Annotated in this window: 11 protein-coding genes and 1 pseudogene; 5 read left to right on the forward strand and 7 right to left on the reverse strand. The window is 71.0% G+C overall.

Annotated features, from left to right (window positions below; genetic code table 11):
- Positions 1-220: 220 nt before the first annotated feature.
- The 4 genes from A5701_RS21280 (at position 221) to rfbA (ending at position 3710) form a co-directional block, all read left to right on the forward strand.
- Positions 221-1546, forward strand: coding sequence for a UDP-glucose/GDP-mannose dehydrogenase family protein (locus A5701_RS21280; RefSeq protein ID WP_067758447.1), 1326 nt, complete (start codon positions 221-223; stop codon positions 1544-1546).
- A 98-nt stretch (positions 1547-1644) separates the two neighbouring features.
- Positions 1645-2400 (forward strand): maleylpyruvate isomerase family mycothiol-dependent enzyme, encoded by a 756-nt coding sequence (locus tag A5701_RS21285; RefSeq protein ID WP_067758474.1) that lies wholly within the window; start codon positions 1645-1647, stop codon positions 2398-2400.
- 36 nt (positions 2401-2436) lie between these two features.
- Positions 2437-2811: a nuclear transport factor 2 family protein gene (locus A5701_RS21290; RefSeq protein ID WP_067758450.1), complete on the forward strand. Its 375-nt coding sequence runs from the start codon at positions 2437-2439 to the stop codon at positions 2809-2811.
- Positions 2812-2834: 23 nt separating this feature from the next.
- Complete coding sequence (gene rfbA / locus A5701_RS21295; RefSeq protein ID WP_067758453.1) at positions 2835-3710, forward strand: glucose-1-phosphate thymidylyltransferase RfbA; 876 nt, start codon at positions 2835-2837, stop codon at positions 3708-3710.
- Here the strand turns inward: rfbA and A5701_RS21300 are convergent.
- The 7 genes and pseudogenes from A5701_RS21300 to A5701_RS29405 form a co-directional block, all read right to left on the reverse strand.
- Positions 3652-4914: a YibE/F family protein gene (locus A5701_RS21300; RefSeq protein ID WP_067758477.1), complete on the reverse strand. Its 1263-nt coding sequence runs from the start codon at positions 4912-4914 to the stop codon at positions 3652-3654. The genes rfbA and A5701_RS21300 overlap by 59 nt on opposite strands.
- Positions 4915-4949: 35 nt before the next feature.
- Positions 4950-6239 carry a pyridoxal phosphate-dependent aminotransferase gene (locus A5701_RS21305; RefSeq protein ID WP_067758456.1) on the reverse strand — a complete coding sequence of 430 codons (1290 nt, stop codon included), beginning with the start codon at positions 6237-6239 and terminating at the stop codon, positions 4950-4952.
- A 133-nt stretch (positions 6240-6372) separates the two neighbouring features.
- Positions 6373-9348: a (Fe-S)-binding protein gene (locus tag A5701_RS21310; RefSeq protein ID WP_067758462.1), complete on the reverse strand. Its 2976-nt coding sequence runs from the start codon at positions 9346-9348 to the stop codon at positions 6373-6375.
- 195 nt (positions 9349-9543) lie between these two features.
- The gene (locus A5701_RS21315; protein WP_067758465.1) at positions 9544-11241 is read right to left on the reverse strand and encodes an Hsp70 family protein; all 1698 of its coding nucleotides are present in this window, start codon (positions 11239-11241) and stop codon (positions 9544-9546) included.
- A gap of 55 nt (positions 11242-11296) precedes the next feature.
- Positions 11297-11821 carry a hypothetical protein gene (locus A5701_RS21320; protein WP_067758468.1) on the reverse strand — a complete coding sequence of 175 codons (525 nt, stop codon included), beginning with the start codon at positions 11819-11821 and terminating at the stop codon, positions 11297-11299.
- Between the two features lie 57 nt (positions 11822-11878).
- Complete coding sequence (gene murQ, locus A5701_RS29400; protein WP_369807438.1) at positions 11879-12754, reverse strand: N-acetylmuramic acid 6-phosphate etherase; 876 nt, start codon at positions 12752-12754, stop codon at positions 11879-11881.
- A gap of 117 nt (positions 12755-12871) precedes the next feature.
- Positions 12872-13609: pseudogene (locus tag A5701_RS29405) on the reverse strand (BadF/BadG/BcrA/BcrD ATPase family protein); the annotation flags it as partial.
- A gap of 24 nt (positions 13610-13633) precedes the next feature.
- Between A5701_RS29405 and A5701_RS21330 the strand changes: the two are divergent.
- Entirely contained in the window at positions 13634-14200 is a 567-nt protein-coding gene (locus tag A5701_RS21330; RefSeq protein ID WP_067758471.1) for a DUF488 family protein, read from the forward strand.
- The last annotated feature ends 30 nt before the right edge of the window (positions 14201-14230 follow it).

A 14230-nucleotide genomic window follows, 5' to 3' on the forward strand; every position in this document is an offset into this window, starting at 1 on the left:
ATCGCCACTAGCCCGATGGCGGCGACCCGCTTCGCCCGGCTGCGCCGCGCTTGCGATCGCCGCTAGCCCGATGACGGCGACCCGCTTCGCCCGGCTGCGCCGCGCTTGCGATCGCCGCTAGCCCGATGGCGGGAGCCTCAGCACCACCTGTCATCTGCCGTTTGCCTCCCGATCAGCGGGCCGATGCAGTTAGCTCATCGCGGCGACCTACACCGGTTATATGCGATGCACCGTCTTCGGCACCGGATATCTGGGCGCCACCCACGCCGTCGGAATGGCGGAACTGGGCCACGAGGTGATCGGGGTCGACATCGACCCGGGCAAGGTCGCCAAGCTCGCCGGCGGTGACATTCCGTTCTACGAGCCGGGGCTGCGCAAGCTGCTGACCAAGAACCTGGCGGCGGGGCGGCTGCGGTTCACCACCGACTACGACATGGCGGCCGAGTTCGCCGACGTGCACTTCCTCGGCGTCGGCACGCCGCAGAAGAAGGGCGAGTACGCCGCCGACCTGCGCCACGTGTACGCCGTCGTCGACGCGCTGGTGCCGCGGCTGACGAGATCGTCGGTGCTGGTGGGGAAGTCGACCGTTCCGGTGGGGACCGCCGCCGAACTGAACCACCGCGCGGCCGCGCTGGCGCCGGACGGTGTCGACGTCGAGATCGCCTGGAACCCCGAATTCCTGCGCGAGGGCTATGCGGTGCACGACACGCTGCATCCGGACCGCATCGTGCTTGGCGTGCAACAGGATTCGACGCGCGCCGAGACGGCGGTGCGTGAGCTGTATGGCCCCTTGCTCGCCGACGGCGTGCCGTTCCTGGTGACCGACCTGCAGACCGCGGAGCTGGTCAAGGTTTCGGCTAATGCCTTTCTGGCGACCAAGATTTCGTTCATCAACGCTATCTCCGAGGTGTGCGAGGCCGCCGGCGCCGACGTCAGCGTGCTGGCCGACGCGCTCGGTTACGACCCCCGCATCGGACGCCAATTCCTCAACGCGGGTCTGGGTTTCGGCGGGGGCTGCCTGCCCAAGGACATCCGCGCCTTCATGGCCCGCGCCGGTGAACTGGGCGCCGACCAGGCGCTGACGTTCTTGCGCGAGGTCGACAGCATCAACATGCGCCGGCGCACCCGGATGGTGGAGCTGGCCAGCGCCGCGTGCGGCGGCTCGCTGCTGGGCGCGAACATCGCCGTCCTCGGCGCGGCGTTCAAGCCCGAATCCGACGATGTGCGCGACTCGCCCGCGCTCAACGTCGCCGGGCAGCTACAGCTCAACGGCGCCGCGGTCAACGTCTACGACCCCAAGGCGCTGGACAACGCGCAGCGGCTGTTCCCGACGCTGAACTACGCGGTCTCCGTCGAGGAGGCCTGCGACCGCGCCGACGCGGTGCTGGTGCTCACCGAGTGGCGGCAGTTCATCGACCTCGATCCGGCCGACCTGGCCGACCGCGTCCGGGCCCGGGTCATCGTCGACGGCCGCAACTGCCTCGACGCCGCCCGCTGGAAGCAGGCGGGCTGGCGGGTGTTCCGGCTGGGCGCGCCGCGACCCTGAGGTGTCCCGGCCCCGCGCGTCACGCCAGCGTGGCGCCGACCGGCGAATGCCACGCTGGCGTGACGCGCGGCGCGAAGCCGCCGAGTAGCCTGACCCGCGTGGACTATGCCGGCGCATTCCTCGAAGAGAACCGCGCTTTTTCGGAGCTTTTGCGCCATGCGGACCAGTCCAAGCCCGTGCCGACCTGCCCGGGGTGGGACCTCAACCAGCTCCTGCGCCACGTTGGCCGCGGCGACCGCTGGGCGGCACAGATCGTGCGCGAGCGGCTCCAGGAGTTCCTCGACTTCCGGTCCGTCGACGGCGGCAAGCCGCCACCCGACCCGGCCGATGCGGCCTCCTGGTTGCGGGGCGGTGCACAACGGCTGGTCGATGCGGTCGAGCTGACGGGCGTGGAAACCCCGGTGTGGACCTTTCTCGGGCAGCGCCCGGCGAACTGGTGGATGCGTCGCCGCCTGCACGAGGTGGCCGTCCACCGGGCCGATGCGGCCATCGCCCTGGGAGCGGAGTTCACGCTGGCCGCCGACGTCGCCGCCGACGGGATCACCGAATGGCTCGAGCGGGTCGCGATCCAGGCCGGCGAGCAGGGGGCGCCGCTTCCGCTCGGGGACGGCGAGACCCTGCACCTGCACGCCACCGACCCCGGCCTCGGCGAGGCCGGCGAGTGGACGATCGGCGTCGACGCCGGCCGCATCACCTGGGCGCACGAGCATGGCAAGGGCACCGCTGCGCTGCGGGGCGGGGCGACCGAGTTGCTGCTGGCCATCTTGCGCCGGGTGCCGCTCGCCGACGCGGGCATCTCGCTGTTCGGCGACGAGGCGGTGTGGCAGAACTGGCTGGACCGTACCCCGCTCTAGCCACGGCGCGATGGCTCACACGGTAACTTGCACACCATGACCACTTCGGAGATCGCCACCGTCCTGGCATGGCACGACGCGCTCAACGCGTCCGACCTGGAAACCCTGGTGGCCCTGTCGAGCGATGACATCGAGATCGGTGACGCGCACGGGGCCGCGCAGGGGCATGAGGCGCTGCGCCGGTGGGCCGCTTCCCCGCGCGGCACGGCGGAGCTGGGCCGGATGTACGTGCATGACGGCGTCGTGGTGGCCGAGCAGAAGGTGAGCGCCCAGGACGACCCCGGGGCGGTGACGTCCGCCGCGTCGGCGTTCCGGGTGGTGCACGACCACGTGACGTCCGTGTTCCGGCACGAGGACCTGGCGTCGGCGCTGGCGGCCACCGAACTCACCGAATCCGACCTCGTCAACTAAGCAGTGGAATAGGGGAGCCACTCATGCGCGGCATTATTTTGGCCGGCGGCTCGGGCACGCGCCTGCACCCGATCACCGTGGGAATCAGCAAGCAGCTGTTGCCGGTGTACGACAAGCCGATGGTCTACTATCCGCTGTCCACGCTGATGATGGCCGGGATCCGGGACATCTTGGTGATCACCACCCCGCACGACGCGGCGGGCTTCGAGCGGCTCCTGGGCGACGGCTCGCAGTTCGGGATCAGCATCAGCTACGTGACGCAGGAACGCCCCGACGGCCTGGCCCAGGCGTTCGTCCTCGGCGCCGACCACATCGGCACCGACTCGGTGGCTCTGGTGTTGGGGGACAACATCTTCTACGGCCCCGGGTTGGGCACCAGCCTGAGCCGCTTCCAAACCATCAGTGGCGGAGCGGTATTCGCGTATTGGGTGGCCAACCCGTCGGCGTACGGCGTGGTCGAGTTCAGCGACGACGGCATGGCGCTGTCGCTAGAAGAGAAACCCCAGACGCCGAAATCCAATTACGCGGTGCCGGGTCTGTATTTCTACGACAACGACGTGATCGAGATCGCCAAGGGTCTGAAGAAATCGGCGCGCGGCGAGTACGAGATCACCGAGGTCAACCAGATCTATCTGAGCCGGGGCAAGCTGTCGGTCGAGGTGATGGCCCGCGGAACGGCCTGGCTCGACACCGGCACGTTCGACTCCCTGCTGGACGCCAGCGACTTCGTGCGGACGCTGGAACGACGGCAAGGCCTGAAGGTCAGCGTCCCCGAGGAAGTGGCGTGGCAGCAGGGCTGGATCACCGACGAGCAGCTGGCCGAGCGAGCCAACACCCTGCTCAAGTCCGGCTATGGCGGCTACCTGCTGGATCTGTTGGAGCGGAGCCGATTTCACTAGGCTTGGCCAGCGCCGCGGCGATCGCCGTCGTCAGCGGCACCGACAACGCCAGCGCGATGCCGCCCACCGCGGACCGGGCGATCTCGATGGCCACGCTCTCGCCCGTCAGCACGTCGGTCAGCGAACGGTTGGCCACGCTGAACAGCAACAGAAGCGGCAGCGAGCTCCCGGCGTAGGCCAGCACCAGCGTGTACACCGTGCTGGCGATGTGATCGCGGCCAACTCGGATGGCGCCCAAGAAGATTGCGCGTCGTGAGCCGCCGAGGTGGGCGAGCTCGAACACCGTCGAGGCCTGGGTCACCGTCACGTCGTTGAGCACACCCAGCGACCCGATGATGAAGCCGGCGAGCAGCAGGCCGCTGATCGACACGTTGCCCAGATACGCGCTGACGGTCGCGTTCTGATCGTCGGACAAGCCGGTCAGATGCGCCAGTTGGATTGCGGCCCAGGACAGTCCAGCCGCCAGCAGCAGCGACGTCAGCGTGCCCAGCAGCGCGGCGCTGGTCCGCAGGCTCACGCCGTGGGCCAGATAGATGACCGCATAGAGGATCGCGGCCGCGCCCACCAGCGCCACCGGGACCGCGGGCGCGCCGTCGCGCAGGGCTGGCAGCACGAACACCACCAGCACCCCGAAAGCGACCGCGATGCCCACCAGCGCCAGCAGCCCCCGCCACCGCGCCACCGCGACGACCACTACCGCGAACGCGACGGCCAGGGCGACCAGCGACCAGCCGCGTTCGAAGTCGTAGAACGCGTAACTGGTGGCGCCCTGGTCGTCGACCTGCCGGACGAGCCGAATATGGTCTCCCACCGCGAATTTGGGCTGGCCCGGGCCGGGGGAGGACTCCAGCAGGGTGTTGGCCGCCGCGTTGGGGCCGGAATCGATCGCCACCAGCGTCAGCACACAGCGGCCCGCGCCAGGCGGCGCCGGCTGCGGCGCGGTGGTGAGCACCTGGCTGACCGACGGGCTGCCGCAGTCGCCCATGCCGCTGGACAGCACGTGCCCGGCCTGGGTGCTCACTGCACCCCCGGCCGCGTTCTGGAACGGCATCGGGATGTCGACGTGCTGGCGGCTGGGCCACAGCGCGATGGCGCCGCCGAGCACCGCCACCCCGATCGCCACCAACAGCCCGACGACGATCCTCGCGGGCAGCGATTCAACCTGGACCGGAGCCGACGGGCCGTGCGAGTGCGAGTGTGTCACCCGGTCCACCGTAGAGGCGCCGGCTGCGAAGTTGCTTACTGGCGATAGCTGACCAGGAAGTTGCCCAGCCGCTCGATCGCGGCGGCGAGATCGCGGGACCACGGCAGCGTGACGATGCGCAGGTGATCCGGTGCCGGCCAATTGAATCCGGTGCCCTGCGTGACCAGGATCTTCTCCTGCAACAGCAGGTCGAGGACGAGCTGTTCGTCGTCGGTGATGTCGTAGACCTCGGGGTCCAGCCGGGGGAAGGCATACAGCGCGCCCTCGGGCTTGACGCAGGACACCCCGGGAATCTCGTTGAGTTTCTGCCACGCGACGTCGCGCTGCTCGAGCAGCCGCCCGCCCGGCAGCACCAAGTCTTCGATGCTCTGGTGGCCGCCGAGGGCCACCTGAATCCCGTGCTGGGCGGGCACATTGGGGCACAGCCGCATGTTCGCCAGCAGGTTGATGCCCTCGATGAAGCTCTCGGCGTGGTCCTTGGGTCCGGTGATCGCCAGCCAGCCCGCGCGGTAGCCGGCGACCCGGTAGGCCTTGGACAGCCCGTTGAACGTGAGGCACAGCATGTCGTGTGCCAGCGAGGCCACGTTGATGTGCGTGGCGTCGTCGTACAGGATCTTGTCGTAGATCTCGTCGGCGAGCAGCAGCAGTTGGTGCTTGCGCGCCAACTCCACCATCTGCGTGAGGACCTCGCGGCTGTACACCGCGCCGGTCGGGTTGTTCGGGTTGATGATGACCAGCGCCTTGGTGCGCTCGCTGATCTTGGACTCCAGGTCGGCGATGTCGGGCTGCCACGCCTGCGTCTCGTCGCACAGGTAGTGCACGGGCGTGCCGCCGGCCAGCGACGTCGACGCCGTCCACAGCGGGTAGTCCGGGGACGGGATCAACACTTCGTCGCCGTTGTCCAGCAGGGCCTGCAGCGTCATCGTGATCAGCTCGGAGACCCCGTTGCCCAGGTACACGTCGTCGACGTCGAACCGGGGGAAGCCCTCGACCAGCTCGTAGCGGGTGACCACCGCGCGGCGCGCGGGCAGGATGCCCTGCGAGTCGGAGTAGCCCTGCGCGTACGGCAGCGCCTGGATCATGTCCCGCATGATCACGTCGGGGGCCTCGAAGCCGAACGGCGCCGGGTTGCCGATGTTGAGCTTGAGGATGCGGTGCCCCTCGGCCTCCAGCCGCGCGGCCTGCGCGTGCACCGGACCGCGGATCTCGTACAGGACGTCCTGAAGCTTGGACGACTGCGCGAAGACCCGCTGCCGGTGATGGCCGGAGGCGTGCAGGGGCAGCTGGTGAGTGGTCACGCCCTTAATGGTGCCACCACTGTCCACCGAAATTTGCTGTCAAGCGTCAAACCGTGATCAGCGCTTGCCCGTGCGGCCGCGACAGCCCTCGCCGAGCGTGAAGCTGTTGCGAAATCTTCGCGGATTTTTCGCAGTGGCTTCACGCTCGACAGGTCGGGGATCAGCGCTTGCCCGGCGGCCGGGCGCCGCGGGCAATGCCCAGGCCCTTCACCGGCTGCGCGGGCGGCTCTTGCTCGCCGTCCGTTTGCTTTGCCGGCTCCGCTTTGGGCGCGGGCTCGGCCTCGGCCTGCGGGGCGGGCTCGGCGTCCGCCTTCGGCGCCTCGGCTTTGGGGGCCTCGGCGGCCGGCGCGGCCTTCTTCGCGCCGGGGCGCTTGGCGCCCGCCGCGATGCCCAGGCCCTTGACCGGCGCCGCGGGTGCCTTGTCCTCGGTCTTCGGGGCGGCCTCGGCCGGCTGAGCCTCCGCCTGCGGTGCCTCGGCTTTGGGGGCCTCGGCGGCCGGTGCGGCCTTCTTCGCGCCGGGGCGCTTGGCGCCCGCCGCGATGCCCAGCCCCTTGGCCGGCGCGGGGGACTCCGCGGGCGCTCCCGCCTTGGCCTCGGCCTGCGCGGGCGCGGCCTTCTTGGCGCCCGGCTTCTTGGCGCCGCCGGCGATGCCCAGCCCCTTGGCGGGCGCGGCGGGCGCGGACGCCTCGGCCTTGCCGTCCCCGGCGGGTTCGGCCGCCTTCTTGCCCGGTTTCTTGGCGCCGCCGGCGATGCCGAGCCCCTTGGCGGGCGCGGCGGGCGCCGCAGCAGCGGCCTCGGACTTCGGGGCCGCCTCGGCGGGCGCCTCCTCCTTGGCCGGTGCCTCAACCGTCGCGGTGGCCTTGGGCGCCTGGGCGGCCCGCTTCTCGGCTTCCTTTGCGGCGGTGCCCTTCTCGGGCAGCGTCTCCTTGTCGTATTCGAGGGAGCCGAGCAGCACCTGCGCGACGTCGAGCACCTCGACCCCGGTCCGGCCGGCCTCCTCGGAGCGGTCGTTGACGCCGTCGGTGACCATCACCCGGCAGAACGGGCAGCCGGTCGCGATCGTGGACGCGCCGGTGGCCAGGGCCTCGTCGACGCGTTCGTGGTTGATGCGCTTGCCGATGTGCTCTTCCATCCACATCCGCGCGCCGCCGGCGCCACAGCAGAAGCTGCGCTCGGCGTGGCGCGGCATCTCGGTGAGCGTCGCCCCCGCGGCCCCGATCAGCTCGCGCGGCGCCTCGTACACCTTGTTGTGCCGGCCCAGATAGCACGGGTCGTGGTAGGTGATGTCCTGAGAAACCGGGGTGACGGGGACCAGCTTGTTGTCGCGGATCAGCCGGTTGAGCAGCTGGGTGTGGTGCAGCACCGAGTAGTTCGCCCCCAGCTGCCGGTATTCGCGGCCCAGGGTGTTGAAGCAGTGCGGGCAGGTGACGACGATCTTGCGGTCGACGGTCTCCACGCCCTCGAACACCCCGTCCAGCGTCTCGACGGCCTGGGCGGCCAGCTGCTGGAAGAGGAACTCGTTGCCCGAGCGGCGCGCGGAGTCGCCGTTGCAGGTCTCGCCGGTGCCCAGCACCAGGTACTTCACGCCGGCGATCGCGAGCAGTTCGGCGACGGCCTTGGTGGTCTTCTTGGCCTTGTCGTCGTAGGCGCCGGCGCAGCCCACCCAGAACAGGTACTCGTAGCCGTCGAAGCTGTCGACGTCTTCGCCGTAGACCGGGACGTCGAAGTCCACTTCGTCGATCCAGTTGGTGCGGTCGGCGGCATTCTGGCCCCACGGGTTGGCCTTGGTCTCCAGGTTCTTGAACAGCACCGACAGCTCGGACGGGAACTCCGACTCCATCATCACCTGGTACCGGCGCATATCGACGATGTGGTCGACGTGCTCGATGTCCACCGGGCACTGCTCGACGCACGCGCCGCAGGTCACGCAGGACCACAGCACGTCGGGGTCGATGACGCCGCGCTGTTCCTCGGTGCCCACCAGCGGCCGGGTGGCCTGCTCGGGCCCGGAGCCCATCACGCGGCCGAAGCCCGACTCGGGAACGTGGTGCGCCTCGGCGTGCTTCTCGCCGGACAGCTCCTCGCCGATCCCGCCCTCGGGCGTGTTCTCGAGGGGGCTCTCCTTGTCGCCGAGGATGTAGGGCGCCTTGGCCATCCAGTGGTCGCGCAGATCCATGATGACGAGCTTGGGCGACAGCGGCTTGCCTGTGTTCCACGCCGGACACTGCGACTGGCAGCGGCCGCACTCGGTACACGTGGCGAAGTCCAGCATGGCCTTCCAGCTGAAGTCCTCGATCTTGCCGCGGCCGAATTCGGCGTCGTCGGGCGGGTTTTCGAAGTCGATCGGCTTGCCGTCGTGTTCCAGCGGCAGCAGCGGCCCCAGCCCGTTGGGCAGCCGCTTGAAGATGACGTTGATCGGCGCCGTGAAGATGTGCATGTGCTTGGAGTGCAGCACGATGATCAGGAACGCCAGCATGACCGCGATGTGCAGCAGCAGGGCCGTCGTCTCGATGATCTCGTTGGCGGGCTGCCCGAGCGGACGCAGAATGGCGCCGAACAGCTGGGACAGGAAGGCGCCCTTGCCGTAGGGCAGCGTGCCGTTGTTGACCGCGGACCCGCGGACCAGCACGTAGGTCCAGATGACGTTGAAGATCATGAACAGCACCAGCCAGGCGCCGCCGGTGTGGGAGCCGTAGAACCGGGACGAGCGGCCGTATTCCTTCGGCTCGGTCCGCCACCGGATGATCGCGAAGGTGGTGATGCCCAGGAAGACGCCGGTGGCGAAGAAGTCCTGCAGGAAGCCCAGCGCGTCCCAGCGCCCGATGATCGGGATGTGGAAGTTCTCCTGGAACAGGAAGCCGTACGCCTCGATATAGACCGTGAGCAGGATGAAGAAGCCCCACATGGTGAAGAAGTGGGCCAGGCCGGGGATCGACCACTTGAGCAGCCGGCGCTGCCCGAAGACCTCGGAGACCTCCGCCCAGATTCGCTTGCCGGGTTCGTCGGTGTGCCCCGGTGCCGGCTTCCCGGACGTGATCAGCTTGAACAGCCACAGGACCCGCTTGGCAGCGAGTGCGGCCACGACCAGCGTCATGCCCATGCCCACTATCAGTCTGATGAGCATCTGCGTCGTCACTGAACGTCTCCCCAATGCATCGTTGATTCAGCCTGCGAATTGTTTGCCTGCTCAGCCCTGCTCATAGTTACATCTCCGCAGCTTCCGCCGCGAGAAAGGCTGCCCTAACTTGGAGGCTGACCGCCGCCCGTGGCCTGCTTCGTCAGTGTGCCTGGGCGGGTGTGACCTTCGTCGCCGTGACCTGTGGCACTCGCGTCAGGGCCGGGGCTGGGGCACGAAGGGCGGCAGCAGCGGCCGCAAGCGGGTCGTCGTCGGGGGCGCGGCCGTGGTGGTCGCCTGCGATGTCGTGGGCGCCTGCGACGTCGTGGTCGGCGCGGCGGTGGTGGTCGTCGTCGTCGGAGCTTCCGTCGTGGTGGTCGTGGTCGGCGGCGGGGTCGTCGTGGTGGTGGTCGGCGGCGGCTCGGACGACGGCGGCGGCGGCGGCGGCGGGGGCAGCACCGTCTCGGTGGTGCTGCCGTTCGGCTCGGTGATGGTCACGGTTTGCGACGTTTGGGGGGGCGCCGGCTGGCTCGGGGCGGTGGGTTTCGCCGGGCTCGACTTGGTGAGCCCCAGGTTGATCGCCAACAGGACGGCCACCAGCACCGCCGCCGCGGCGCCGGCGACGGTCAAGACCAGCGCCGTGCGCTTGTACCAGGGCAGCCCGCCGCCCTTGGCCGGGTAGCGGCTTTCGGCGTCATCGTCGAAAGTCCTTGCCGCACCGGCATACTCGCCGGTGGCGTCGCGCCCGGTGTAGGGCACCGGCTCGTCGGCGCCGTCGGCGTCCTGGGACCAGGCCAGGGCACCGTCCACGTCGGTCGCCTGGGCGGCCCACGCGGCCTGGGTCATGTCGATTCCGCCGGTGCCCACCATCTCGGTCGGGGTTTCCACAACGGCACCCGCGGCGGTCGGGACGCCCGCAGACGCCTGCTGGTCGCCGAGCGCCGCCGCGCCGAGGGCCGCGCTCAACGCGGGCCGCGGCGCGGTGTGGACCGGCACCGAAAATCGCCCCGACAACCGCGCGGTGAGCAGCGGAATGCCGGCGCCCCCGCCGACCGTCGCGATCGTGGCCAATTTCGGAATCCCGTTGCGGCGCAACGCTTCCTCGAGGGCGTTCAGGAATCGGTCTAGCGGTTCGGAGATCAGTTGCTCGAGGTCGGCGCGGGTCAGCTGCCCGCCCGCGACCGAGGCGGTGGCGGCGGTGGACAGTTGCTCCTTGGCGCGCCGGCACTCGCCGAGCAGACGGCTCTGCGACCCGATCCGCACGGTGCTGCCCAGATCGGCCATGGTGTCATCGGAGGCCCGCAGGCGGCCGAGCACCAGTTGATCGATGCCGTCGCCGGAGAAATCGGCGTAGCGCACCGACGGGCCGATACGGGCGAAGTTGGATCCGGCGTCCATCAGGGTGATGCTGGTGCCGCTGGCGCCGAAATCGCACAGCGCGACGATGCCGGCGGTCGGGAATCCCGGCCGGCTGCGCAGTGCGGCGAGCGCGGCGGTGGCGTCGGACACCAGCACGGGGGCCACCCCGCCGCGAGCGAGGTCCGGCTGGGCGAAGAACTCCTCGCGCAGCGCGGTGAACTGGGCGTCGGACCAGTACGCCGGCACGGCGATGGTGATCGGGGTGCCGTAGCCGACGGTGCGGGCCATGGCCTCGATCGCCTCGACCGTCAGCACCTCGCCGAGGTACTTAGTCCCGTCGGCAGCCACCACGGGCGTCCGGTCGCCGACGCGCTCGACGAATCCGCGCAGCACCATCCCGTTTTCGGTCAGGTTCGGGTTTTCCTCGGGCAGGCCAACTTCGGTGGGGCGGTGCTCGAAGAGGGTCAACACGGCGCTGCGGACCACCGGGGCCCTTCCCGCGCGGGCCGCCACCAAGTTGGCCGCCCCGATCGACAGCCCGAGCGACTCGCTCATTCCCCGCACCCCACTTCCGATCGCCCGGTGGTCCTCACCCTAGCGGCCGAGGGGGTCAGCGCAGCCCCGGCGGGACCGTGATCACCGTGGGCACGCCCGGAACCGTGATCACCGACGGCACCTGGGGCAGATGATGCCGATGCGTCGGCTCCTGCTGGCTGGGCTGGCGCGTGGGCTGCCCCGTCGGCTGCTGTGCCGGCGGCTCGACCGCGCTGCTGGTGCTCGGGGTGGTCGTCGTGGTGGTCGTCGGCGCGGTCGTGGTGGTGGTTGTCGTCGCGCTGGTGCTGCTGGTGCTCGGGGTCGGGCTGGTGGTGCCCTGCCCGCCGCTCAGCAATTCGGTGATGCCGTAGACGATCAGCCCGATCAGAATGACGACGAACACCAGCCAGGCGATGAGCAGCGGCGGCTTGCGGTACCAGGGGGTGGGTTCGCTTTCCAGGTCGCCGAACGCTTCGGGCTGGTCAAACCCGTCGGGCGGGTTCGCCGGGGGTTCGCCGGTGGTGGGCTGCTCGGCGACGCCATAGTCGGCGTGCCGGGTCGCCTGTTCGTGGAAGTCGTCGGGTGGGCCGTTGCGTGCCACGGCACCGATGGTACTGATGCCACCTGCCAAGCCCCTGAGCCCCGGGGCCGTTGCGCCTCAGTTCCGGCCGAGCGCGTCGCGCACGCGTCCCCGCGCCCGGTCGAGCCGGGCGGCGGCCTCGGTCGCGTCGACGCCTGCGAGCAGCGCGACGATCGCGGTCTTGGCGTGACCCCCGGCGGCGGTGAGCGCGGCGGTCGCGGTTTTCTCGTCGACGCCGGCCGCGTCGCGGACGATCCGCACCGCGCGGCGGCGCAGCTTCGCGTTGGTCGCGCGGACGTCTACCATGCGTGGCCCGTAGGCCTTGCCGAGCGCGATCATCACGCTCGTCGAGAGCGCGTTGAGCGCGACCTTCTGGGCGGTTCCCGCGGTCAGCCGCGTCGAGCCGGCCAGCACCTCGGGTCCGGTCAACAGTTCGATCACCACGTCGGCTGACGCCTCGCTGTGCGGGTTGTTGACGATCGCGACCGTCAGCGCGCCCGCCGCGCGCGCATGCTCGAGTGCCCCGAGCACGTAGGGGGTGCGGCCCGACGCGGTGATCCCGACAAGCGCGTCGGCGGCGCTCAGGTCGGCGAGACCGGCGGGGTCGAACGCGTCCTCCGCACCCTCGATCGCCTCGGTCAGCGCCGCCGGGCCGCCGGCGATCACACCGCGCACCAGGTCGGTGCCGAACGTGGGCGCACACTCGGCCGCGTCGAGCACACCGAGCCGCCCGGGCGTGCCGGCACCGGCGTAGATCAGGCGGCCGCCACGCTCGAGCCGCGCGGCGATCGCCCCGGCTGCCGCCGCGATCCGCGGGACCGCCGCCGCCACCGCGGCATGCGCCTCGCCTTCGGCGTCGACGAGCAGCGCGACGACTTCTCCGATGGGCCGGGCGTCCAGGTCGTGCAGGCCCGGACGGACCGCTTCGGTGGCCAGCGCGTCGAGCCCTTGCACCGCAGCGGATTTCGGTTCCGGCCGCACGCGGAGCAGGTGCGGCTCGTGGATCGCCCCCAGTCGCAGCGCGCCGTCGAGCGCGTCGCCGGCGGCGGGGACGAGGTCGAGCCGTGCGTGAAGCGCTTCGAACCCGGCCAGGCCGCCGACCATCGCGACCGGGCCATCGCCGACCGCGCGGGCGGTCGCGGCGAGCGCCCCGGCCGCCGCTTCGACGATCGCCAACGCGGCGGCGTCGCCCCGCGCAGCGAGGACGTCGGGTGCGAAGGACGCGAGCGCGGCGGCGCCGGTGAGCCGCGCGGGCCAGGTCTCCGGGGTGCCGAAGCGGGCGCGGGCGGCGTCGAGCAGCGTGGTGGACGGGCCGCGGCCGTCGTGGGCGCGCAGCGCCGCGCGCAGCCCGGCTGCGCCGATCCACGCGCCGCCGCCCTCGTCGCCCAGCCACGGGCCCCAGCCGTCGGCGCGCCGCCACCGACCATCCGCATCGATCGCGAGCGCCACGACGCCGGTGCCCGCGATCAGCACGACGCCCGGCTGTCCGCTCAGGGCGCCGGCGTGCGCGGTCACGGCGTCGCTGGTCACCGCGACGCGCTCCGCGCGCAGCGACGTCAGCAGCGCATCGCCCAGCGCGCGCGCCGCGTCCGGGGCCGCCTCCGCTCCGGCCGCGCCCACGATCACCTCGTCGACCGCTCCGAGCTCGCGCGCCAGATCGCCGGCCACGGTCAGGATCGCCGCCTCCGCGGCCCGCACGCCGCCGGGCGCCGCGAGCCCGGGCGCGCCCGGCCCCTCAGCCCGACGGCCGCATGCCGAAGCCCGGCACGACGTCTTACCCAGGTCGACGGCGAGGATCACCGCACCCATCCTTGTCGAGCGGAGACTGGTCTGGTGGGGCGGGCGTTGCTGACCGTGGGGCACGGGACGGCCGACCGTGAGCGGCTGGCGGATTTGCTTGCCGGCGCCGGGGTTGCGCTGGTGGTGGATGTGCGGCGGTATCCGGCCAGCCGGACGAATCCGGACGTGCGGCGGGAGGCCCTGGAATGCTGGCTGCCCGAACGCGGCATCGAGTACCGATGGGAGCCACGCCTGGGCGGGCGGCGCCACGTCGCGGCGGGAGAACCGGAGCCGGACGCCTGGTGGACGGTGGCCGCATTCCGGGCGTACGCCGCGTACACCCGGACGCCGGAGTTCGGCGCGGCGCTCGACGAGGTCCTGGCCGACGCCGCCCGGCGCACCACGGCGGTGATGTGCAGCGAGAGCGTCTGGTGGCGCTGCCACCGGCGGCTGATCGCCGACGTGGCGGAGCTCGGCCGCGCCGTCCCGGTGCGACACCTGATGCCGGACGGCCGGCTGCGCCCGCACCGCCCCGCCGACGGGGCTCGCCGCCGCCCCGACGGCCACCTGGTGTGGGACGGCGCAGCCGAGCGATCCGGACCTGCCTTTAGAACGTGTTGACCTTGTCGAGGCTGACGAACATGCCGTGGC

Origin of the sequence: Mycobacterium sp. E3305, assembly GCF_001666785.1 — a bacterium.
Taxonomy (GTDB): Bacteria; Actinomycetota; Actinomycetes; order Mycobacteriales; family Mycobacteriaceae; genus Mycobacterium.